This is a genomic window from Mesorhizobium sp. M8A.F.Ca.ET.057.01.1.1, from assembly GCF_003952565.1.
In the GTDB taxonomy this organism is placed as follows: Bacteria; Pseudomonadota; Alphaproteobacteria; order Rhizobiales; family Rhizobiaceae; genus Mesorhizobium.
Map to the genome: position 1 here is coordinate 3,819,309 of NZ_CP034454.1, position 22,864 is coordinate 3,842,172.

The window sequence follows — 22,864 nt, forward strand, 5'->3', positions numbered from 1 at the left end:
GTACGAATTCGCTCGTGGACGAATCCCCGCTCGACACTATATCGGTGTGGCTTCGCGCGTAACCTCAAACAAGGGCATCGATATGGCCGACCTCGACGTAGGCGATCCCGCGCCGCAATTCGACCTGCCGCGGGACGGCGGCGGATCGCTCAGCCTGGCGGCATCCGCCGGCAAGCCGGTGGTGCTCTATTTCTATCCACAGGACGACACGACAAGCTGCACGCAAGAGGCGATCAGCTTCTCACAACTGAAGCCGGAATTCGAGAAGGCCGGCGCCGTCGTCATTGGCCTGTCGCCCGACAGCGCCAAGAAACACGACAAGTTCAAGTCGAAATACGATCTCACCATCGATCTTGCCGCCGACGAGGAGCGCAAGGTGATCGAGGCCTACCATCTGTGGGTCGAGAAATCGATGTATGGCCGCAAATACATGGGTGTCGAGCGCGCGACGTTCCTGATCGGACGCGACGGACGGATTGCCAGGATTTGGCGCAAGGTCCGCGTCAAGGGCCATGCCGAGGCCGTGCTGGAAGCCGTTCGCGCGCTCTGAGCGTCGCCAAAGCCCACCAAAAGCAATCGACAATTATGGGCGTTGCTCGTCAGAGGCCTCGGCCTTCGGCTGCCGCCGCGTCTTCCAGGATTTCGAAACATGGCTCGCTTGATCGGCCAGCGCGGCAAGATGGCCACGCAAGCCGCGCGCGCCCATCATCGACGACAGCGTGACTGATTGCGTGGCGAAGCGCCGCTTGAAATCCTCGCCGCCGCAGAGAAAATCAATCGTGGCAAGGCCACGGTCGAACGACCACTGGATATAGTCCATCATCAGCACCATGCCCGGCGAGGCGCGCTCGTATTCGGGATCATAGGTGGTGACGAAAGCCATCATCGTGCCGCGCTGCTCGAAATTGATCGAGACGGCGACGATCTTGTCGTCAAGCTCCAGCACGAAGATGCGCAACAGCCCGAGGTCGGCCAGCACCGAAATAAGCGCAGCGAGAACCGGCGAGCCCTTGTCGAACAGATCCGAGGCGCGGCCATGGCGGGCGAGCCAGAGGCGCTTCAACGTCGCGACCCGCTCGAGCACCGGCTCGCGCGGGTCCTCCGCATCCAACAGCCGGAAACGCAATGCACCGCTTTCTTCCATGAACTTGCGGCCACGACGATAGTTCTGCCGGCCCTTTTTGGACAACGTCTCGAACCATTCCGCCCCACGCTGCCAGGAGCCGCCGACACGATAGCTGATTTCAGTGCGGTGGTTGGGCCGAAGCGCCTTGCCATGGGCCGGTTCCAGCAGGGCATGAACACCGGCATCCGGCAGCAGACGGTTGAGATAGATCAGGTCGAAGCCGCCCTGGTCAAAAACATACTGCCAGAGGCGGGAGATCGCTCGCGGGTCGCTGTCGGGTGCAACCAGCGCATCGCCATAGTCACTGTGATCCTTCGCCGCCCATTCGAGTATGCGGATGCCGGAGCGCCTGACGGTCGCGAGCGCGATCACGCCGTCGAGCCGGTCGCCGTTCCAGGCAAGCCCAATCCTGAGGGTGCGCCGCTCCTGATGCGGGGTGGTGCGCCACCAGGCCGCGATCCAGTCCGGGTGCTGGAAGACAAGCCCGCCAGCCCGCTGCCAGAGCGCGCTCCAGGCCGGGGCGATCTCGGCCAGGCGCACCGCCGATGTCACGATTTCGAAGGTGCGTGTCCGGGGGATCGCGAGCACAACGGGAGCGTTCATGGCCGTGTCCCTTCCGAGGATCGCGAGGTCCGTGACCGTGACTTTCCGGGCCGGATGCGCCTGGCGATATGCCCCCACATCCGCTTCAGCGGCATGACGTAGAGGCCGGCGAGCGACTGGTAGTCACGCACATCGCGGTCAACCAGCCCGAACTTGAAGTCCTCGTCGGGCCTCGGCACACACAATGTCCCAAAGAACCGGTCCCAGAACGAGAAGAGCAGCCCGAAGTTCTTGTCGTAGTGGCGCGGATCGGTGCTGTGATGCAACTGGTGCCAATGAGGACACAGGATCAAATTGTTGAGCGGGCCGAACGAGATCTTGAAATGCGTGTGCCTGACGAAATCCATCATCAGGATGTTGCGCATGACATAGACGTTGACGCCAAAAACGGTCAGTTCGACAAGGTTCAGCGAAATCAGCGACCAGATGCCGAAGCAGAGCCCCACGATGACGCCGTCCCAGGCTCGGTTCATCAATTCGTCGAGCGGATGGACCCGGTCCTTGGTGATCCCGACCATCACCTCGGCCGAATGATGCACCTTGTGCAGTTCCCAAAGCAGCGGATAGCGATGCTGGGCGACATGATAGAGATAATAGGAAATGTCGTAGGCGAGCAGCATGCTGACGGTGAAGATCAGCACCGTCACCGGCCCTGCCGGCCCCTCGATCAGAGGCGGCTGGAACTGGAACAGTGTGGAAAACAGCCAGTTGGTCCCGTAGCCCACCGCCGTGACGAGGACGATTCCGGCGGGCAGCATCAGGAAGGGCATCAGGGCCTTCTTCGTGACCCAGAACAGCAGGTCGGCCTTCGCCGAGGGATGGGTGATGACCTCATGCGGGACGGCGAACTCGAAAAACTCCTTCCAGCTCTTCTCCTCGACCGTGCGCCAATAGGCCACGAGGGCGCTGACAAAGGCGGTCAGCAGCAAAAGCCCGGTCGCCAGCAGACCGGTGCCCGAAATCTTGTCGAGGATCTTGCCAACCAGATCGTCCAGCATTCCTACCGCCACGGTGAATCCCAAATACCAACACGCCTTTACTCGAAAAGCGTCAACTAAATGCAATCGAAGACAGTTAAGAAACCCGAGCCTTGCTCTGCGAGCTACAGGCTGCTCCTGGCAGGACATGGGTGTTCATCGCCAACGATTTCGCGGCATAGGTCCGCGTCCTGGAGATTTTCGCGCAACCTCTTGCCCTCGCTGCGTGCATTCGGCGCCGCGCGGCCGACACGGCAAGCCTTTGTTAACCCTAATAATGTGTAATCAAGCTGTCGTGGTGTCGTAAACGAAAGCTTGGTCCCGTGAACGCAACCGGTCAGTCCGCAGTATTCGGCAGGCGCAAGGAACCGCACACGGTCATCATCGCCCGAGGCAACGAGATCAGGCACTTCACGATCCGCCCCTGGCTGGCGGCGTTCCTCGGTTCAGCACTCGCCGCCATTGCCATCGGCTACCTCCTGGCCACATCCTATCTCGTGCTGCGCGACGACCTCATCGGCGCCACCACCGCACGCCAGGCGCGGATGCAGCAGGCTTACGAGGACCGTATCTCGGCGCTTCGCGCCCAAGTCGACCGCATCACCAGCAGGCAGCTGCTCGACCAGCAATTGATGGAAACCAAGGTCAGCGAACTGCTTCAGCGCCAGACGCAGCTCAGTCAGCGGCATGGCCGTCTCGGCCCGTTGCTCCAACGCGCCGAAAACGACGTCGGAACGGTACCCGCCGACGATCCGGCCGCGGCCGCCAAGACGGACAAGCGCGCCGAGGTGACCGGCAGCATAAATCAGCCCGCGCAGACCTACGCGGTTGCCAGCCTGAGCGCCGACCTCGGCACCGCCGACACCAGGCCCTTCTCCTTGTGGTCGACCCGCACCGATCCACTGCCCAGCGATTCAGCCGCCGATCGTGCCGACAAGCTGTTCGTCTCGATCAACCAGTCACTGAGATCCATCGAGAATGAACAGCTCAGCCGCATCAGCACGCTCGCGGACAACGCCTATAAGAGCGCGGATGCCATCCAGCAGGCACTGCAGGCAGCCGGACTGCCGGTCGACAGTGATTTCGGCAAGAACGAAAGCGATGTCGGCGGACCGTTGATCCCGCTCGACTCCTCGATGATCTTCGACAGCAAGGTCAAGGAACTGGACGAGGCGCTCGACACGCTAGACCAGCTGAAAAAGGAAGCCCGCCGGCTGCCGCTTGCCAATCCCGCCCCCGGCCACTCCGTCACCAGCCCGTTCGGTGTGCGCACCGATCCCATTCTTGGCACGGCCGCGCTGCATTCGGGCATGGATTTCAGGGCGCCCGTCGGCATGGCGGCGCGAGTGACAGCGCCCGGCGTCGTTACCAAGGCCGGCTGGAATGGCGGCTATGGCCGCATGGTCGAGATCGATCATGGCAATGGTTTTGCCACGCGCTACGGACATCTCAGCGAGATCGACGTGACGGTAGGCGAAAAAGTCGAGGCTGGCGCCATCATCGGCAAGACCGGCAGCAGCGGACGCTCCACCGGCCCGCATCTTCACTATGAAGTGCGGCACAATGGCGAGGCGATCGATCCGTTGCGCTTCCTGACCGTCGGCAGGAAACTCGCGCAGTATCTCTAACAAGGGCAACCGCTCGCCCGCCGGCTGAATCCGGCGCCACCGGCCCCAGCCGAGCGACGCCGCTCCTTCGTCATGCAGTCTCCCGCATCCCATTAAACCGCTGGTGGCCTTCCGCCATTGTAGCGGCAGGGCGCAAACCGTCACTTCTTAGTCTCATCACTGATCCACCGAGGGTGAGACGCCACGGGATTTCCAGCTCGGCCCGCGTTCCGATCATTTTTGAATTCCATTTGACTGAATAAATATTTGATGCGAACCTTACGTCATGTGAGGGCGCAAGGCATGGCATTGCGGGGGACCAATCAGGAATTCGGGCGGCCGTACAATCGGCGCATCGTGCTGGAGTCCATCCGCCGTCATGGTCCGATCGCACGTGGCGACATCGCCAGGCATGTCGGGCTTACCGTCCAGACCGTGTCGACCATCGTTCGCGAACTGGAGGAACAGGGCTACATCCTGTCCGTACGCGAAGAGCCGAAGGGCCGTGGCCTGCCACCGGCGACGCTGCGCATCAACCCGGAAGGCGGCTATGCCGTGGGCATCCACCTGACGCCGCTTGGAATAGACGCCGCACTGATCAATCTCAGCGGCGACGTCATCGAGAGTTCACGCCGCGAAGCGCCCAACGCGGCGCCCGATCATGCCTTCGACCAGATTGGCGCCATGGTCCGCGACCTGACGGGCAAGCGGCCCGGCGGCCGCGTCATCGGCATCGGCATGGCGCTTCCCGGTCCGTTCGACGTGGACTCCATGAGCTTTGTCGGCCCGACCACGATGACCGGCTGGAAGCACGTGGCGCTGCGTGAACGGCTGACGGCCGCGACGGGATTGCCGGCGTTCTTCGAGAGCGACATGGCCGCCGCCGCGATGGGCGAGCGGCTTTATGGCATCGGAGCCCGCCATTCCGACTATTACTATCTCTATTTCGGCGTTGGCCTCGGCGGCGCCATGATGCATGACGGCAGCGTTCTGCGCGGCGCCTGGGGCAATGCGGGCGAGATCGGCCACATTCCCGTGGTCCCTGATGGCGAGCTCTGCCCCTGCGGCAACCGCGGCTGCCTTGAGCGCTACCTCTCGCTTGAAGCGCGGGGCCGCCGGGCCGGCAGCGACGCCGATTGGGTGGCGCAAGTCGGCCCGATCTTCCGCAATGCCATTGCCATCATCGAGAACCTTTTCGACCCAGAGACGGTCGTGCTCGGCGGCCTGGCGGCATCGGAGTTGCTCGAACGCCTGGCGGACGCGGCCGAACCGCTGCACAATTCGGTTTCGGCTCGCGCGGACCGCAAGACGCCACGCGTCATCGTCGCCAGCGGCGGCCAGCATGCCGTGCTGCGCGGCGCGGCGGCACTTGCCGTTTCAGGGGTGTTGTCGCCACGCTTCGGCCAGATGTTCGCCGCCGAACGCGAGCGCGGCCGCGACATTCTTTCGGCCAGGGAGATTGCCGCATGAGCGAACCCCTTCTGGTGCTCGACAACGTGACCAAGAACTATGGCGCGATCGAAGCGCTGAAGGGGATCAGCTTTTCCATCGGCAAGGGCGAGGTGGTGGCGCTGCTCGGCGATAACGGCGCCGGCAAGTCGACGCTGGTCAAGATCATCGCGGGCGGTCTCGAACCGACATCCGGCCGCATGCTGTTCGAGGGCAAGGAGTTCCTGGCCCGGTCGCCGGCGGAAGCCAAGGCGGCGGGCATCGAGACCGTCTATCAGGACCTGTCGCTCTGCACCAATGTCGACGTGGTGGCCAATTTCTTCATGGGCCGCGAGATCACCAGGAAGGTGCTTGGCATTCCCGTGCTCGATGAGCGCGCCATGGAAGCCGTCGTCGGCAAGGCGCTGGCCAGCGCCGGTACCCGCATTCCTTCACTGCGCACCAATGTCGAGCATCTCTCGGGCGGCCAGCGGCAGGCCATCGAGCTCAACCGCTTCGTGCACTGGGGCGGCAAGCTGGTGCTGCTCGACGAGCCGTTCGCCGCACTTGGTGTCGAACAGACGCGGCGCGGTCTCGACATGATCCGCCAGGTGGCGAGCCAGGGCATCGGCGTCGTCATCATAACCCACATCATGCAGCAGGCTTTTCAGGTCGCCGACCGGATCGTGGTGATCCGGCAAGGCGTCGTGGCGGGCGATGTCGCACGCAACAAGACAAGTCCCGATGCGGTGATCAACATGATCACCGGGGAAACGCTTGCCGGTGCCGGACCGGCGGGCTGAGGGACAAAGAGGGGTCCGGCTTAACAGGGAGCCAACGACATGAAGCGAATACTTCTTGCTGTCTTCGGTATCCTGGCACTGGCCTTTGCCACGCTCACGCCGGCATTCGCCCAGTCCAAGGGTATTATCTACTACATGGTGCCGACATTGCTCGACGAGTTCCAGACCGGATCGGTGAGCGCGCTGGAGCTGTTCCTGAAACAGACCGGCTACGAGATGAAAACGCTGAACGCCGATAACAAGACCGACGCGCAGCAATCGCAGATGAACGACGTGATCGCGCTGAAGCCGGCGGCGATCATCCTGGCCGCCGTCGATTTCAATGCGCTGAAACCATCGATCGAGGCAGCCCGCGCCGCCGGCATTCCGGTGGTCGAATTCGATCGCCAGATCACGTCGACACCGTCCGACTTCACATCGGTCGCGGGTACCGTCGAGATCGGCTACGTCGCCGCTGACCAGGCCGAAAAGCTTCTGAAAGCCAAAAACGGCTCGGTGAAGGGCAAGGTCCTCCAGGTGCTGGGCGACCCCGGCGATCCCTACACGCTCGACATCCAGAAGGGGTTTGAAGAGAAGATGAAGGCGTTCCCGGACGTCAAGATCATCTCGCTTCCGGCCATGCAATGGGAGGCCAGCAATGCCGGTACCATCGTTGCCGACCAGATGCTGGCCAATCCCGATATCGACCTGATCTTCAGCCATGCCGCGCACCTGTCGGTCGCCGCCGTCGCTTCGCTAGAGGCTGCCGGCAAGAAGCCGGGCGACGTCATGCTGATGAGCTCGAACGGCGCGCCGGTCGGCCTCGACCTGATCCGCAAGGGCTGGCTCAACGTCGAGGTCGAGCAGCCGCTTTACGCACAGGCGGCAGCCGTCGCCATGTTCATGGACAAGGTCGTCAAGAAGGAAGAGATCAAGCCCGGCGAATACGATGTGCTTGGCCTGAAATCGACCGTCACCAAGGAAACCTGGGGGCCGAACATCAAGATTCCGGGTGCCGCCATCACCAAGGAGAACGTCGACAACCCGGCTTTCTGGGGTAACCAGAAGCCGCCGACCGATACGGTCAAGTCGGTCGAGTAGGCACGTCGCCTGAACGCTCCGGGCCATACCCGGCCCGGAGCCCTTCCCCTCCCGCATGAAACGAGACGCGGACAATCTGCTGCGGCCTTGATTGCGCACGCCAACCGGATCGACCCATGAACCCTCGCACACGCCACGCCCTGGAGTTCGTCCTCGACAACCTCGTCTGGTTCATGCTGCTCCTTGTCCTGGTCGTCTTCTCGCTGTTCATTCCGAACTATTTCCAGCTCGGCATCTTCGCCAACATCATCGAGGCGTCGAGCGTTCTCGGCGTCATGTCGATCGGCCTGGCGCTGGTCATCATTGCCGGCCACATGGACCTGTCGGTCGAATCCGTCGCCGCACTCAGCGCCATGGCAGTCGGCATCCTGTTTTGCTCGTCGGGCATCGGCCTCGGTGTCCAATTGCACCCGGAATGGCTGATGGTTCCGGTCTCGCTGCTGCTGGCGCTGGCCGTCGGCGGCCTCATCGGCGCCTTCAACGGCTATCTTGTGGTCAGGGTCAAGATGAGCGCCTTCATCATCACGCTCGCCTCCTACATCTGGGTACGCGGCCTCGTGCTGGTCATTTCGGGCGGCCGCTCGGCACAGGATCTGACACCCGCCATCCGCTGGTTCGGCATCCAACGCCTGATCGGCCTGCCGCTTACCGCCTGGATCGCGGTGGCCTGTTTCGTGGTCTTCTCGCTGATCATGGCCAAGACGCCGTTCGGCAGGCACCTCGTGATGATCGGCGGTAATGAAACCGCGACCTTCCGCGCCGGCATCCGGGTGAACCGCAACCTGATCATCGCCTTCGTGCTCGCCGGCGCCATCGCAGGGCTCGCCGGCTGGCTGCTGGCGATCCGTACGTCGGGCGCCACGGCCAATCTTGGCGTCGGCCTATTGTTCAACGCTTTCGCAGCGGTGGTCATCGGCGGCGTCAGCCTGAAGGGCGGCGTCGGCACCTTGCCGGGCGTCTATGCCGGCGTGCTCCTGCTCTCTGCCATCAACACGGCGATCAACCTGATGGGCCTGCCCGCCAACTTCACCCAGGTCATCCATGGCCTGCTCGTGCTGGCGGCCGTGCTGCTCGATGCATTCAAGCAAACCATTCGCCAAAGACTGGCGTGAGAGGGCGTGAGGCGGGGATTGGCATGACAGGACGACTGGAAGGCAAGGTGGCGTTGATCATCGGCGGAGCGCGCGGCATCGGCAAGGGCATCGCGCTGCGCTTCGCCGAAGAAGGCGCAAGGCTTGTGCTGGCCGACAGCGAGGCGGAGGCCGGGCAAGCAAGCGCGGATGAACTGGGCGTCCCCTTCATCCGCACCGACATCTCGCGAATGATCGACGCCGAGGCCGCGGTGGCGCTTTCGCTGAAACAGCACGGCCGCCTCGACATCATCGTGCAGAATGCCGGCATTTACCCCTGGCAGTTGATCGAAAACACCAGCGACGACGACTGGGACCGCGTCATGGCCGTCAACCTGCGCGGCACTTTCAATGCCAGCCGCGCGGCCCTGGTGCCGATGAAGGCGCAGCGCTCCGGCCGCATGCTCTACACATCATCGATCACCGGCCCGCACGTCACCAGCCCTGGCCACGGCCATTATTCGGCGACGAAAGCAGGCATCAACGGCTTCATTCGCGCTGCAGCGCTTGAATTCTCCGGCTACGGCATCACCGTCAACGGCGTCGAGCCCGGCAATATCCTTACCGAAGCCATCCAGCAGCATCGCGGTGCCGCCTATATCAAGAACATGGAGGATTCGATCCCGCTCGGCCGGCTCGGCAGCCCGCGCGACGTGGCCAATGCCTTCCTGTTCCTGGCCTCGGACGACGCCAGCTACATCACCGGCACGACGATTGTCGTCGATGGGGGGCAATTGCTGCCCGAGGGCAAGGATTTCCGGATGGTGCCGCCGTGAAGCCGCGAGGCGTCAGCAGTTCGGCCCTCCGGCAGATGACTTGAAATGTGGGTTTGAATGTTGGCGATGACGGGCTCGAACCGCCGACATCTTCGGTGTAAACGAGCGTTCTAACCGCAGAAACGGCGCATTTGCGGCCTTTTTCATGCTGTTTGTAGCCGGCCATTACCGTCGAAATTGGGCGCTAGAGGGACGTATCTGAGCGCTTTCTGGGCGCGCGCCCTCCCCTTCGCATTGTCTGAATTTTGATTCAAGTAAAACGGCATCGCCATGCAAGCCTTGCGACCGTTGATCGTGTCAGAGACCACCGGATTCTCCTAAGGAACGCAATGAAATCAATGCGCCGTGTCACACCACCTCGCGTGACGTGTCAAAGGCGGTATAACGAGTGAGCTGATGGTGCGAAAGTTCAGACCGCCGCACGAAATCGCTCTTCCGCTCAGGTTTGCGCGTTTGGAGCATGAACCAACTAATTACCACCGGTAATAGTGCTACCTGAACGACGCTGTTGGCCCTGGGGGATATAAACAGGTCCTCCTCCCGAGGAGCCTCCGCCGCCGATCAGACCTCCTATAGCCGTTCCTAGCTGGATGCCCGCTGAAATCGCATCGATCGCTTCAGCGGCATTCATACCACCCCCAGAGCTTTGTTGTGGGCTAGGTTGCTCGGCGCTCGCCACAGGAGCACTTTGTTGCGGCTCCTGACGCGGCCCCCGATCCCCAAATCTTAGTGTCCTGTTTGCACCGCAAGTATTGCAGCAGTCGGTGCAGGTGTCCTTTCCATCGGCCCCGACACCCCAATATATGTCGGTATTGTTATCCCGCCAGACTCCGTAGCAAACCTTTTCTTTTGGTGCGCAGGCCAGGCTCACGTTACGGGTCTGCCCAGCAGGGAATTTGAACTCTTTGCCATGACCGGGCCAACTTCCGCCTTGCTGGCTAAAGAAAATTCCACCCAATTCGAACCTATCATCATTAATTACAGTATAGCGAATAGTGCGAGGGTGCGGTGCATTTGATGAACTATTTGGCGGTTTGTAATTTGGCAGCAGATCATTTACGGTCGGCGAAGCCGACACAGTGCGTTGACCATCGTATGTGTTTTTCGTTTTGACACAATAAAAACCTCCAGCATGCTTTAGATAGCCGAGATTACTTAGCCTGCCATCCAGGTTTTGCTCGTCAAAATCTCTTGTCATTTTGGTAACGATGTTCCGAGCCCGGACTTTTGCGATTGACTGCGCCTCGCTTTCCAAGCTGCTGCGCGCACAAGCTGTCCCGGCAAATTTTAGTAGATTGTCAAGGCTACCCCAGTACTTATTTAGGCTCGGCCATCGGGGATCTTGCTTCTGGCCTTCCGAAAGAGAGCCGTTTATGGTCCCAACTTCGATATATTTACACGACATTTGCACAGACCCGACATCAGAGCTGCCACACTCATCCGCCTTGAATGCAAAATAGGGCGTGTGTTTGTAGTAAGACATATCGACATCTCCGGTCGATGAGTACATGTCTTCGCTCTTGGCCGGACCGGAAAAAGCTATTGATGACCAGGTCGCGCAAAGGACAGCTACACGGGTGAACGCCATCTGATTACCCCCACCTAGTCTATTAGTTAATGCTTATTTCCGTGTTACTGTCAACGGCCAACTAGAGAAGACGGGTCCGTGGTTCGGTTTCGACCAGAAGGCAAGCTGGTTAGAGCCTCAAGTTCGCGCCAGCCACGATGCCGCAGCTGGAAACGCAACGAAATCAATGCGCCTCGCAAGCCATGACATTGATGAGGATATAGATCGACAGCGTGTCGGTGCATGACGTGTGGGCGTATCCGCTATTTTTGGAATCCGAAGCGCCTCAAAACATCGGGACTACATTCTGTGATTGGCTGATTGTCGGAACCTAACCCGGCTGATCCCGGATAGGTCCGGGCATTAGCTCCATCGCAAATGAACCGATTTCCTCCTGGAAGAGAACAAACTGAAGGGCTTGCACGCAACAAAGACAATGAAGTGCCGATCCATCTCAGACAGCCTGGGTACTTTCTTGCTAAGGCACTCGGAGCATCTGCTCTTGTTGTGACCAGCACTTCCGTGTCGCATATGACGAGCCTGTCGGCTCCTCTTGTGAGTTCCACAAATACATCGCCGAAGTGGCGTTTCTTTAGATAGTCCAACTTGCCGCCAGGGCATCCGATTGTGGCCTCAAACGCCAATGTCAGCGGTGGCGGCTCTGACCACGAGCGAGTTAACACGAATGTCAATAATGCTGTCGTCGCCAAACCGATGACGGTGATCGCCACGTTCGTGCCCAGAAAGGCCATCAACCGAGCAATTTTTCACGCACCGCTATTGCGCCTTTTTGCCGGGCGACAGGGCGTAAGCGAGCCAGACGTCACCGACACGAAATTCTATCCGCAGCCAGCCACTGGTTTCGCCGACACCACATCGAAACTCGTTATCACCATCCAGCTTCTTTCCGGGTTTGCCGAATGACGCGTCTCGAAAAGCGGAGACACATTCGACTATCTTGTCACGATTTTTCTGAAGCTGTTTCGGGACGATGTCTTTGGCCTCGTTTACATCAAGAAGCGCCCCTGTAATTCTGTCTGCAGTGCCGACAAACCGGTAAAACTGCTCTTCAAAAATCTTAGTCAAGGCGTCGACGTCATCAACGTTGTCGAACAGCATCCCAACCGTCTGTGAAGTCGAGGCAGTTGGATCTTCAAGCGTCTGAACTGCAATATCGCACCACTGGATCTGCGTGTCTGTTGTTAGCCAGCATGAGGTCGCGTTAGTTACAGCTGCCCCATTCTTAGCCGGGTAAGTGCAACTGCATTGCTCGTGAGAGGGGTCTCCGGCCATCGCCGACTGCCAAAGAACGAGAGCAATAACGTGAGCAATTGAAAACAGGCAGAAGCGCGGCACTTTCGCTAACATTTGTTCCCCCCAACAAATAGACCAATTTCAGTTGTAAACGAGCGTTCAATCGGCAGCAACGGTCGCTTATCCCCCAGTTATTCGCCAAAACCGTGCGATCGGCACCGGCTTAGAAGGCCGAAAGAATGTGAGAGTTTCTCGACAAGGTTCCAACTTCCGACATGCTGCAGCACGCGGAACAGAGCAGGAAACTTGGAACGCTGGACGACCTTGGTCTTCGCTTACCTGTTCGGCGTCGAGTTTGCGATCAGGTGGATGCTAGCGCTTTTGTGGCCGCAATGCTCACATCGGCAGGCCGAAGCGATCCGGGCTTCCTTGATCATCTCATAGTCGGCGCCACGATCGAGGATCACTGCCCGCCGGGCGTTCTACCCAGCGAGGAAGCGGTGAACTGCATCTATGGCCCGACCCTCCAAGGCGAAGCAGAGGCGATTTCCGCCGCTATTGTCGCAACGGTCGAGAGATTGCAGTTGCGGACAACGGTGAAGCCGCCGGCCCCAAACATCAAGGTATAGTCAGAAACAATAGTCAGAAGCGCAAAAAGCCACTCGGCGCGAATTCAAAGCATTATCTTGCCGAAATCAGCCGACCCCTTGACGGGTTGAAGTATCTATGAGCCTGCAGCACTGGTCCGCAAAAATCCGAGCAGGAACCCGATGACCGACAAGATCTGGAGTGGCGATTTCCTAAATCGACAAGAAGACGCAGATTTCCTCATAAAATTCCTTCTGCAGCAGAATGAGAATGCCGTGCAGCGCGGGAGGAGCGGAATATCGGTGAATGTGAGTGCCCCCTGGGGAGCAGGGAAAACGTACTTTTTGACCAATATGGCACGGCAATTGACCGAGACGGACTACAAAGTGGCGGAGGTGAATGCCTGGCGCGATGATCACGCTATCGACCCTATGTTCGCCGTCATGTCCCCCATCTTGAAGGCACTTGGGAAAGCCGGCGCCGCAACGACGGTCGTCGGGGCTATCAAGAAGAACTTTTCGAAGATCGCGATCCACACAGGAGTTGGTCTGGCGAGCCGAGCCGCAGGTTTCTTCATTGGAAAAGCCGTTGATGAGATCACCAGAGAAGTTGGCAAGGCGCTAACCGAAACGAGCGAAGAAGTCGCTAACGAGTACGCCGATGACGCGTTGAAGTCATTCGAAGAAGGCCAGACGGCGATCGACGGATTCCGAGAAAGCCTCGCTAAGGCTGTCGAGGGCGGGCAGCCTCTTTTCGTCCTTATCGATGAGCTGGACCGCTGCAAGCCTACCTATGCAGTCGCCTTACTTGAGCGGGTCAAGCACCTCTTCGACGTTCCGAATGTCATTTTCGTCGTCGCGACCCATACCGACCAGCTCGCTCACACAATCAAGGCAGTGTATGGTGAGGGGTTCGATGCCGAACGTTATCTTCTTCGATTCTTCGATCGGACCTACACTTTCGACAGACCAAAGTTGGATCAGTTGATAAAGGCTAGGTGGTCAGCGGAAGGATTTGCGATCGATCGGCTGGCCCCGTTTCACCATGATCAGTTGGTTCTCATGGGAGAGATGGCAGACCGCATGGGTCTTTGGCCTAGAGATGTGCATCAGGTACTTGCAATTCTGTGGAGCGTCGCACGCTTGTTTGATGACAGACTTCCCATACCCGCGCTATTTGCCTTCCCGCTCATAGCGGCTTATCAACAGCGTCAACTTGGCGCGTTTCACTTTGCGACGGACGTAGATCAAAGAGGAACGCAGGCTGATATACAGGAATATAACAACTTCTTCAAAGAAGATCCAATAATCAGTACGAAACGCTTGGACAGAGATACATCCCGAGAGATCGCTCAGCATACATCTACACGGGACTTTATGAACACTTTTCGAACGATTTTGATACACCCTTTGACAGACAACTTCTCCAATAGGTCGCCAGAATTCGAGTATGGAGATGGATTTCGGGCCGCGGAGATGCGGATAGTTCACGGTGGCATGATCTACCAGGACGTGCCAATCCGATCGGTGCTCATTCAGCTTGGGCCAATGATAAAGAAGGCCGGCAGACTGACAGTAGGCAAGTCAGCAAAGGAACGATAACGCCTCACCATTACTTCCGGCGGGCCACTTCCTTCGCCAGGTCGCCGATCTCGCGGCGCAATTCGGCAATCTCGTCGACGGCACGGTTGGCGACTTCGATGACGCGATAACCGACCTGTCGCTGCTTTTCGGCGTCGACACGCTGGGCGATTGCCTCCACGGGCACGCGCCATGCGGCCATCCTCGACCTCAACTGGAACCGTGGCCCGGCCGGCGGCTGGCCCGATCTGGACGCCGGCGTGCTCTGCCGTCGCGGCGAGCGCGTGCGCGAGACGACGAAGCGCCGGCCGCCGATGCGGCTGCCGCGGCGCCTTACGGCACACCTCAAACGGTGGAAGCGCAAAGACGGCGGCAAGGGTCCGGTGATCCACGCCAAGGGCGGCGAGCCGATCGGCCTATGCGCAAATCCTTCGATGCCGCCCGCGTCCAGGCCAAGCTCGGCGAGGAGGTCACGCCGCACATCCTGCGCCACACACGCGCCACCTGGCTGATGCAGCGCCGCGTGCCGATCTGGGATGCCGCCGGCTCGCTCGGCATGACGGTAAAATAGATGGAATCGACCTACGGCCACCATCATCCCGACTTCCAGCAGGCCGCCGCCGATGCCTATTAAGCGCCCGAAAACGGTCGTTTCTGGGCGCATAGCTGGGCGCAGCGCGCAAAGCCGGCCTTAAGGGACCTGCAGACGCCGTTGAATTCATTGGTAAAAAATGGTGGGCGATGACGGGCTCGAACCGCCGACATCTTCGGTGTAAACGAAGCGCTCTACCAACTGAGCTAATCGCCCGCTCCGGGCCGGACCTTTAAGCGGTCGGGACTGGCTTCGCAAGGCCAAATGAGCGTGGGACGCCCTGTTCGCAGGCCGGATTTGCCAACAAAATGCCGGCTGTCAAAAAACCTTCTCCTGTTTGGCGTTATGATGGTTTGGTGCGCTTGACACCCGGTAGCGAACCCCTTATCCAGCGCCCCAACGACGAACACGGCTGACACGTGCTCGTCAATGCGCGGGTGTAGCTCAGTTGGTTAGAGTGCCGGCCTGTCACGCCGGAGGTCGCGGGTTCGAGCCCCGTCACTCGCGCCAAGTCTTTTCAAGGACTTGGCGCTTATCGCGATGAATACGTTTCAACTTTTTCCCCACGCGAGTTTCAACTTTTTGAACTCGTTCTGTTCCGATCCGAGCTTGCGGCACCCTATCTTGCGCGATTCATCAGCTGCCCTGACGGCCGCTGAGTTGACCAGCATATAGGTTCGTTGAAGCGTTTTGTTCTGATCGATGCTGTTCCCCATTTTTGCGGCGATCGACTCAACGGAAGCTCCGCCAGCGTTGGCTTCCACCGCACCTGTGCGGCGCATATCCATCAACCGGCACTTCTCGTCGCGGCCAAAGACAAGTCGCCGCACCTCGGCAAAATCATCAACCAGGGAGACCGAATGGGTCTTGCCGAACTTTGCGGCCCGCAGTGCGTCGACCAGGCTAGCCGTAGCGGCGCTTGCGACGTGATTTTCGAGGGCGTCAACGGCCGCTTGGTCGGGGTGGGTTTTAGGCGCACGGAGGCGCCGCGAGGTAGCGTCGCCGTAACAGTATGAAATCATTGTTGATCCTTGCGCAGCCCCATCGGGGCGCGTTAATCATGTTTGTTTGGATTTGTTTAAATTGCAGCGCAGAAGGTCACCGGATGCGGAAGATCAACCCGATTTGCGCTGCGATTCTGCTCACGCCATTCGCGTTTGCCGTCGCTCTGTTCGTGCTGGCCATGATCTCGGACAGATCTGCTCTACCAAGGTCTGACCCAGGATTTACCTCCTCTATCAAGAGATGAGCACAGGGATGCGGTGCGCCGGGGCGCGTGATCATGCACAAGGGCGGGGATATTCTGGAACGCACCAGGGCAATGGTCGAAGGCCTGGCCAAAGGTAACGACGAGAGTCTGGTCGAACGAGACTGACCCGGAACCGATAAATCACTGGAACGGGTGATGCGCCACAGCCGCATCGCAACCTCGGCGCGGCGAGAGGCGTTCCGACTAGATGTCTCTGAGTCGCCGCACCATTGCCCCCAAGCTGCATTTCACGGAATAGAATTCCGCCCTTTCGACGCAGGCGGGCAACCTTTCCTTCGACATGACGTTTCGAGAGCATGATCGTTTCATACGATCGACTAACTCGTGAGGAGATGAAAATGACCTTCAAAATGCTCGCTATGGGCGCGATGGCGCTCACAATGATGACTGGCGCGGCGCTGGCTGCATCTAGTGGCGGCACCTCCGCGCTCGACGATCCGGCAAAGATGTCGCCGTTCTTCACCGATGCCGGCATGAAAACACTGAGGTCGGAAGCGGATTTCAAGACTGCATGGATGTCCATGAAGCCAGATGAGCAGAAGGCGGTGTTGAAAGACTGCGGCGATGCCACGATCAACAAGTCGCATGCAGATTTCTGCGCGATGGCCAAGAAGATGGGTGGCTGAACCCGCGTGAAAGGCGGCGAAAACGCCGCCTTTCTGGCCTCAGAAGGTATCCTTGTCGAGCCAGTACCGGTAAGAGTGCCTCGAACGGAGGCTGCAAATGGCGTTCACCGTGATCTGGTACGGAAGACAAGGCGCATATCCCCGTCAAAGGAGGCGAACCGCTGTCCGCCTTAGTGGGCGAGAAGACGAACTTCTTGCCGTCGCTGGTGAGTGCCAATTTCAGTCCAATCAGCTTCAGGCCATCAGCCACTTCAGCGTCAAAGATCGCGACATCGCGAAACCGCCCACCGCCGTGATGGACGGTAGACCTACAGTTTAGGATTTTTACAGTCTGATTTCCGGTTGAAGGGTATGGTTTTGCAGCGCCGGTTGGGTCCGGCGTTTTGGTTTCAACTTCTGTCACTTTTGCCGCTCGTTAACGCGGGCAAAAAATTGAAACTTATTTGACTCTGACTAGAGAATCGTCCGGCCTGTCACGCCGGAGGTCGCGGGTTCGAGGGTTGTCGCTCGCGCCATTTCTCTCAAGGGACACAGACCCTTGGCTCAGGAGAAATGTCGACGTTGTCTGTCAAAGATGTATGCGGATGTGATCCAGAACCTTTCAAATCTGAGTTCGATCTGCCATGCATGGGCTTGCGGCCATGATCGTGGTGCCCAGATGAGATTTGCTTCCTGTCAGCCCGGAAAAGTCGGCTACCGGCCTGTTTCGGCTCCTGCGTTGACAGATATCTCCTTGGCCTGACGTTTGCGCCAGGCAAACCGCTCGAACGGGGCTTGCGCATCCGCCTAAAAAAACGCTTGATTCACCTCTGAAATACTTGGCCTGAAATAATCCGGCTACCACAACATGCAGCCTGAACGACCTTGGAGGACTTACAGTGTCTATCGCCTCAACCACTTCGATGAGCACGGTGTTCACGGCCATAAGCTTTGCTGGCCTTACAATGGTTGCTTCCGCCATCTTTCCCGCCACTGCTTCGGCTGCTCGGCTTCAGCGATGCGCAAGGGAGGGCGGCATTTGCCGACTGCCATTTCCGGCTGAAGTGGTTTTTGGCGACGGGGGCCGCACTACATCGCGCTTTATCGACCGTGACGCGGTCCCATGCTCAACTCGCGTCTTTGGCGACCCTGCGCCTGGCCACGGAAAGACGTGCTATATCGTGTTGCGCGGTCGCGGCGAATCCGATGGCGATTACGATGAGCCTCGCCGCGAGAGATGGGTGGCCTGCGCCGAGGAAGGCGAATTCTGCGATTTCTATGGCCGCAAGGTGGTCAGGTATGGCGCCCGCGGCCGGTTCACGCAGGATGTGTTCCGGGATGGCGTCGAATGCGACAATGATTCCTTTGGCGATCCCGCTCCCGACGCCGGGAAGCGCTGCTACATCAAGCAGTAGATCCCTTGCGAGAACTGTGCGTGCAGCCCGGCGCCCCGGTAAGCGCCGGGTTCAGCCCCGCGCCAAGAGCGCCTCGACCTCCTGCAACGCGGGCATGGACGGCGCGGTCCCCGGCCTTGTCACCGAAATACCCGCGACGGCACAGGCAAAACGCGTCGCCTCCAGAGGCTCCACGCCGCGCGAAAGTGCTGCGGCAAGGCCGCCATTGAACGCATCGCCAGCTCCCGTGGTCTCGACCACCGGCCCCGCGCTGATGGCGGAAACATGCTCCGAGCGATCCTTCGTGTGCAGCAGCGCGCCCTTGTCGCCGAGCGTGACGATGACTGTGCCGACGCCCTTTTCGAGCAGCTTGCCGGCCGCGGCGCGCGCTTTATCGACCGAGGAGACCTTCAGCCCGGTCAATTCCTCGGTTTCGGTCTCGTTCGGTGTAAGGTAGTCGCAGAGCGTGTAGATGCGATCGGGAAGCTTTGCCGCCGGTGCCGGGTTGAGAATGGTCGTCACCCCTGCCCCGCGTGCGATCTCCAGCGCCCGCAGCGCGGCCTCGATCGGCTGTTCGAGCTGCGTGACGAAAACACCGGCACCACGGATCAGCTCGGCATTGGCTTCGATATCGTCCGGCGTGATCAGCATGGCGGCGCCGGGACTGACGATGATGGCGTTGTTGCCGCTCCCCTCCTCGACGAAGATGTAGGCGGCACCGGTATAGCTGTCCGGCGTATCGATCGCGGCGCTCTTCACGCCGGCATCCGTCCAGGTCCGCTTGGCCATGTCGGCGAAGGCATCGACGCCGAGGCGGGTCAGGAACGTGACGTCCGCCCCCAGTCTGCCGGCCGCCACCGCCTGGTTCGACCCCTTGCCGCCTGGTCCCAGCTTGAAGGAATTGCCGAGGATCGTTTCGCCCATGCGGGGCTGGCGCTGCGCCCTGTAGGCCGTATCGGCGACAAAGACACCGAGTATGATGATCGGCTTGCCCGAGGCCATGCCGCTACTCCGCATCCGGCGGCACCACGCCCTTGCGGAAGGCAAAGCAGCCGTAGAAACGGCGTTCGCCCGTCTGGATGACGCAATAAGCCTGCTTGGCGCGCTCGTAGAAGGCGTAACGCTCGACCGGCACCATCGGCCAGGATTTGCCCTCGGCGGCGTCGATCTCCTTCTGCACTTCCTTTTGCACCGCTGGGATCTCGTCCGGTTTGCCGACGATCTCCATGCGGGCGGCCGCGTCATCGACGAATGTGTCCAGCGGGTAAAGCGACAGCACCGCCTTCACCACCTGCGCCGCCGAGGCATCTATGCGCAGCACCCGGCCGAGCGCCGTCTGGCGCGCGACCGAATCGGACGGGAAGTTGGTGTCGGCGACAATCAGGTCGTCGCCATGTCCCATCGCCCGCAATGCCTGGAGCACGTCGGCATTGAGCAACGGATCGATCCCTTTGAGCATGATGGTCCTCGTGAAATGCGTTTGAGATCAGAGACGCTTGCCGGTCTCGGCGTCGAACAGATGGAGATGGTCGAGCCTTGGCCGAAGTTTCAGCGTATCTCCGGGCTTGAAGTCATGGCGTTCGCGAAACAGCGCCACCATCTCACCGTCGCCAAAACGCAGGAAGACCAGGGTTTCCGAGCCGGTCGGCTCGACCACGGAAATCTTCGCCGGCACGCCATCGGGATGGATCTCGAGATGCTCGGGGCGCACGCCATAGACGACGGCGCGCCCCTCCTCGACGGCGTTGTTCGGAGCGACCGGGAATAGCGTTCCGGCAATGTCGACGCCACCCTTGCGCCCGGTACCCTTGAGCAGGTTCATCGAGGGCGAGCCGATGAAACCGGCAACAAAAAGGTTCGCCGGCCGGTCGAAAAGCTCCAGCGGCGCGCCCACCTGTTCGATGCGGCCGTCGCGCATGACGACGATCTTGTCGGCCATCGTCATGGCTTCGATCTGGTCGTGCGTGACATAGATGGTGGTGGTCTTCAGCCGCTGGTGCAGTTCCTTGATCTCGGTGCGCATTTGCACGCGCAGCTTGGCGTCGAGGTTCGAAAGCGGCTCGTCGAACAGGAATACCTGCGGATTGCGCACGATGGCGCGCCCCATGGCGACGCGCTGACGCTGGCCGCCGGAAAGCTGGCGCGGATAGCGCTTCAGATAGGGGCTGAGGTCGAGGATGTCGGCGGCGCGCTTGACCCGCTCGGCCACCACGGCCGGATCGGTCTTGCGCAGCTTGAGGGCGAAAGCCATGTTCTGCTCGACCGTCTTGTGCGGATAGAGCGCATAGTTCTGGAACACCATGGCGATGTCGCGCTTTGCGGGCGGCAGGTGATTGACGACGCGGTCGCCGATGGCGATCGTGCCGCCGGAGACGGTCTCCAGCCCCGCCACCATCCTGAGCAGCGTGGACTTGCCGCAACCTGACGGGCCGACAAGCACAACGAACTGGCCATCGGCAATGTCGACGCTGACTTCGTGCAGAACCTTGACGGTTCCAAACGCCTTGGCCACATTGCTAATCGCGACTTGAGCCATCGTTCCCCCATCGGCTCCAACTGGCCGTAGGCGCAGAAGCTAACCAACGCGACCGGTCAGGGCAAGTCGGTCTCTTATAGATAAAAACCCGCCCTCGTTGACACGGCGTTTGGTTGTGAGAATAGTGACGAGCGCCAATCCGAACGCCGGTACTCTACCCGAAAAAACGGAACGCGAAGCGACGCAGGTTGGGGTCCTGGTTTCGCTTCTGAACACGGCCAGCGCCCGGCACGATTGGCACTTCGATTCACGACTAACGTTCTGGGAGGAATAGTCCATGCGAGTAGGTCTTTACGACAAACTGGTCCGTGCCCGCGCTACAAGGCGCGACATATTGAAGGGCGCGGCCTCGATGGCCGCGATCGCGGCGGCATCCGGCGCCGGGCTGGGCGCCCTGACGCGCCCGGCTTCCGCCGCAAGCGAACTGCGCTCGAAACTCCTGCAGATTCCTGGGGTTGGCAAAGGCCAGCCGACCGACGCCGACTTCCAGAAGGTCGGCGAACTTTGCCTCGAGGCGACGAAGGCCAATGTCAAGGAAGGCGAGTTCGCCGGCGTCGAGCTCACCTTCATGGGCCTCAACAACCAAAACCTGCACAATGTGCTGTTCCGTGGTTTCCTGAAGCCATGGGAAACCTATACCGGCGCCAAGATCAGCTGGATCGATCTGGCGCAGGCCGACTACAACGCCCGTCTGCAGCAGTCGATCGCCACCGGCACCGTCGATTTCGACATCATCGAGATGGGTGCGCCGTTCGAGGGCGACGTCTGCGGCAAGGGTCTGACTTCTGAGATGCCCGACTGGGTCAAGAAGCAGATCGACTTCGACGATCTGGTCAACTACCTCAAGCCGCCCGTCGGCACCTGGGATGGCAAGCAATACCGTGTCACCATCGATGGTGACGCGCACAACTTCAACTACCGCACCGACGTGTTTGCAGACGCCGACCTCGCCAAGCAGTGGAAGGACAGCGGGGCGACCAGCGAATGGGGCGTGCCGAAGACCTGGCAAGAGGTTCAGGCCGTGACCAAGTTCCTCAAGGGCAAGAAGTTCAAGGGCCAGGATGTCTACGGCTATCTCGACGCGCCCAAACCCTGGGGCGGTTTCGGTTTCTACTTCCTGGGCAGCCGTGCCACCGCCTACGCCAAGCATCCCGACGACAAGGCCTGGCTGTTTGACGCCGACACGATGAAGCCGCGCGTCAACAATCCGGCCTGGGTACGCGCCATCCAGGACGTCATCGATGCGCTGCCGTCGGAACCCGCCGACCAGATCAATGCCGACCCGAACACCACCGCCTTCCAGCAGTTCCTGGCCGGCACCGGCTCGATGATCCCCTGGTGGGGCGACGTCGGCTCGAACGTCAAGACCAACGATAGCTCGGTCATTGGCGACGTCACCGGCTTCTCGATCCTGCCGGGCTCCGACGACGTCTACAACTCCAAGACCGGCAAGTGGGAGAAGCTCGCCAGCGGCCCCAACTATTCGCCCAACTGCGCCTATCTCGGCTGGGGCGTCTATGTCATGGCCCGCGTCGATAGCGACGAGAAGAAGAAGAAGGCGGCATGGTCGGCGGCCGCCCATCTCGGCGGGAAGGACCTGTCGATCTGGACGGCGATGTATCCGTCGGGCTTCCAGCCCTACCGCAATTCGCACTTCGACATTCCGGAGTGGGTGGCGGCGGGCTACGACGAGGCTTTCATCACCTCGTACCTGAAGTCGGAAGGCGACAGCTACAACCATCCCAACGCGGCAATCGAGCCGCGCATCCCCGGCATCTTCCAGTATTACAGCGCCGCCGAGGATATTCTGGCCAACACCTTCGCCGGCAAGATGAAGGCGCAGGAAGGCGCCGATGCCATCGCAGCCGCCTGGGAGAAGCTGACCGACCAGATCGGCCGTGACAAGCAGATCAAGCTCTACAAGGCCTCGCTCGGCATGTAAGCTGCC

The 22,864-nt window shown here is 60.2% G+C and carries 22 protein-coding genes and 2 tRNA genes; 14 read left to right on the forward strand and 10 right to left on the reverse strand.

The window, feature by feature from the left end:
- Nucleotides 1-82 precede the first annotated feature (82 nt).
- Complete coding sequence (locus EJ077_RS18170; protein ID WP_127869574.1) at nt 83-550, forward strand: peroxiredoxin; 468 nt, start codon at nt 83-85, stop codon at nt 548-550.
- Between the two features lie 33 nt (nt 551-583).
- Here the strand turns inward: EJ077_RS18170 and EJ077_RS18175 are convergent, their stop codons facing one another.
- A complete protein-coding gene (locus EJ077_RS18175) occupies nt 584-1,729 on the reverse strand; it encodes a GNAT family N-acetyltransferase (RefSeq protein WP_208695502.1) in 1,146 nt (381 codons plus the stop codon).
- Nucleotides 1,726-2,727: a sterol desaturase family protein gene (locus EJ077_RS18180; protein WP_208695503.1), complete on the reverse strand. Its 1,002-nt coding sequence runs from the start codon at nt 2,725-2,727 to the stop codon at nt 1,726-1,728. Before EJ077_RS18180 ends, EJ077_RS18175 begins: the two co-directional genes overlap by 4 nt.
- Before the next feature lie 302 nt (nt 2,728-3,029).
- On the opposite strand from EJ077_RS18180, the gene EJ077_RS18185 reads away from it, so the two are divergent.
- The 6 genes from EJ077_RS18185 to EJ077_RS18210 all read left to right on the forward strand — a co-directional run bounded on the left by EJ077_RS18185 (nt 3,030) and on the right by EJ077_RS18210 (nt 9,530).
- On the forward strand, nt 3,030-4,334 hold the full coding sequence (locus tag EJ077_RS18185) for a M23 family metallopeptidase (protein WP_208695504.1): 1,305 nt from the start codon (nt 3,030-3,032) through the stop codon (nt 4,332-4,334).
- Nucleotides 4,335-4,616: 282 nt separating this feature from the next.
- Nucleotides 4,617-5,783, forward strand: coding sequence for an ROK family transcriptional regulator (locus EJ077_RS18190; protein ID WP_208695505.1), 1,167 nt, complete (start codon nt 4,617-4,619; stop codon nt 5,781-5,783).
- Nucleotides 5,780-6,544: an ATP-binding cassette domain-containing protein gene (locus EJ077_RS18195; protein ID WP_135864119.1), complete on the forward strand. Its 765-nt coding sequence runs from the start codon at nt 5,780-5,782 to the stop codon at nt 6,542-6,544. Before EJ077_RS18190 ends, EJ077_RS18195 begins: the two co-directional genes overlap by 4 nt.
- A gap of 39 nt (nt 6,545-6,583) precedes the next feature.
- Nucleotides 6,584-7,624: a sugar ABC transporter substrate-binding protein gene (locus EJ077_RS18200; protein WP_208695506.1), complete on the forward strand. Its 1,041-nt coding sequence runs from the start codon at nt 6,584-6,586 to the stop codon at nt 7,622-7,624.
- A 116-nt stretch (nt 7,625-7,740) separates the two neighbouring features.
- Entirely contained in the window at nt 7,741-8,736 is a 996-nt protein-coding gene (locus tag EJ077_RS18205) for an ABC transporter permease (protein ID WP_208695507.1), read from the forward strand.
- A gap of 23 nt (nt 8,737-8,759) precedes the next feature.
- On the forward strand, nt 8,760-9,530 hold the full coding sequence (locus EJ077_RS18210; protein WP_208695508.1) for an SDR family oxidoreductase: 771 nt from the start codon (nt 8,760-8,762) through the stop codon (nt 9,528-9,530).
- Nucleotides 9,531-9,999: 469 nt separating this feature from the next.
- Here the strand turns inward: EJ077_RS18210 and EJ077_RS18215 are convergent, their stop codons facing one another.
- Entirely contained in the window at nt 10,000-11,118 is a 1,119-nt protein-coding gene (locus EJ077_RS18215; protein WP_208695509.1) for a hypothetical protein, read from the reverse strand.
- 756 nt (nt 11,119-11,874) lie between these two features.
- The gene (locus EJ077_RS18220) at nt 11,875-12,465 is read right to left on the reverse strand and encodes a hypothetical protein (protein ID WP_208695510.1); all 591 of its coding nucleotides are present in this window, start codon (nt 12,463-12,465) and stop codon (nt 11,875-11,877) included.
- A gap of 161 nt (nt 12,466-12,626) precedes the next feature.
- Here EJ077_RS18220 and EJ077_RS32170 point away from each other — a divergent pair, with 161 nt between their 5' ends.
- The gene (locus EJ077_RS32170) at nt 12,627-12,980 is read left to right on the forward strand and encodes a hypothetical protein (protein WP_245458448.1); all 354 of its coding nucleotides are present in this window, start codon (nt 12,627-12,629) and stop codon (nt 12,978-12,980) included.
- Nucleotides 12,981-13,121: 141 nt separating this feature from the next.
- On the forward strand, nt 13,122-14,540 hold the full coding sequence (locus EJ077_RS18230) for a KAP family P-loop NTPase fold protein (protein ID WP_208695511.1): 1,419 nt from the start codon (nt 13,122-13,124) through the stop codon (nt 14,538-14,540).
- Nucleotides 14,541-14,550: 10 nt separating this feature from the next.
- On the opposite strand, the gene EJ077_RS18235 is transcribed toward EJ077_RS18230, so the two are convergent.
- Nucleotides 14,551-14,721, reverse strand: coding sequence for a hypothetical protein (locus tag EJ077_RS18235; RefSeq protein ID WP_208695512.1), 171 nt, complete (start codon nt 14,719-14,721; stop codon nt 14,551-14,553).
- 216 nt (nt 14,722-14,937) lie between these two features.
- Here EJ077_RS18235 and EJ077_RS18240 point away from each other — a divergent pair, with 216 nt between their 5' ends.
- Complete coding sequence (locus EJ077_RS18240; protein WP_208695513.1) at nt 14,938-15,090, forward strand: hypothetical protein; 153 nt, start codon at nt 14,938-14,940, stop codon at nt 15,088-15,090.
- A 161-nt stretch (nt 15,091-15,251) separates the two neighbouring features.
- On the opposite strand, the gene EJ077_RS18245 is transcribed toward EJ077_RS18240, so the two are convergent.
- A tRNA-Val gene (locus EJ077_RS18245) sits at nt 15,252-15,327 on the reverse strand.
- Nucleotides 15,328-15,544: 217 nt separating this feature from the next.
- On the opposite strand from EJ077_RS18245, the gene EJ077_RS18250 reads away from it, so the two are divergent.
- Nucleotides 15,545-15,621 (forward strand) — tRNA-Asp (locus tag EJ077_RS18250).
- A gap of 41 nt (nt 15,622-15,662) precedes the next feature.
- On the opposite strand, the gene EJ077_RS18255 is transcribed toward EJ077_RS18250, so the two are convergent.
- Nucleotides 15,663-16,133, reverse strand: a complete 471-nt coding sequence (locus tag EJ077_RS18255) for a hypothetical protein (protein ID WP_208695514.1) — start codon at nt 16,131-16,133, stop codon at nt 15,663-15,665.
- 586 nt (nt 16,134-16,719) lie between these two features.
- Here EJ077_RS18255 and EJ077_RS18260 point away from each other — a divergent pair.
- Together EJ077_RS18260 and EJ077_RS32825 are read left to right on the forward strand one after the other, a co-directional pair.
- Nucleotides 16,720-17,007 carry a hypothetical protein gene (locus EJ077_RS18260; protein ID WP_208695515.1) on the forward strand — a complete coding sequence of 96 codons (288 nt, stop codon included), beginning with the start codon at nt 16,720-16,722 and terminating at the stop codon, nt 17,005-17,007.
- Between the two features lie 1,160 nt (nt 17,008-18,167).
- On the forward strand, nt 18,168-18,401 hold the full coding sequence (locus EJ077_RS32825) for a hypothetical protein (protein ID WP_367142370.1): 234 nt from the start codon (nt 18,168-18,170) through the stop codon (nt 18,399-18,401).
- Nucleotides 18,402-18,452: 51 nt separating this feature from the next.
- Here the strand turns inward: EJ077_RS32825 and rbsK are convergent, their stop codons facing one another.
- Genes rbsK through EJ077_RS18280 form a run of 3 tightly spaced genes read right to left on the reverse strand, consistent with a single transcriptional unit; the run spans nt 18,453 to nt 20,916 of the window.
- Nucleotides 18,453-19,382: a ribokinase gene (gene rbsK, locus EJ077_RS18270; protein ID WP_208695516.1), complete on the reverse strand. Its 930-nt coding sequence runs from the start codon at nt 19,380-19,382 to the stop codon at nt 18,453-18,455.
- Between the two features lie 4 nt (nt 19,383-19,386).
- Complete coding sequence (locus EJ077_RS18275) at nt 19,387-19,839, reverse strand: RbsD/FucU family protein (RefSeq protein ID WP_208695517.1); 453 nt, start codon at nt 19,837-19,839, stop codon at nt 19,387-19,389.
- 27 nt (nt 19,840-19,866) lie between these two features.
- Nucleotides 19,867-20,916, reverse strand: a complete 1,050-nt coding sequence (locus EJ077_RS18280) for an ABC transporter ATP-binding protein (RefSeq protein ID WP_208695518.1) — start codon at nt 20,914-20,916, stop codon at nt 19,867-19,869.
- A gap of 277 nt (nt 20,917-21,193) precedes the next feature.
- Between EJ077_RS18280 and EJ077_RS18285 the strand changes: the two genes are divergently transcribed.
- Complete coding sequence (locus EJ077_RS18285; RefSeq protein ID WP_208695519.1) at nt 21,194-22,858, forward strand: ABC transporter substrate-binding protein; 1,665 nt, start codon at nt 21,194-21,196, stop codon at nt 22,856-22,858.
- The last annotated feature ends 6 nt before the right edge of the window (nt 22,859-22,864 follow it).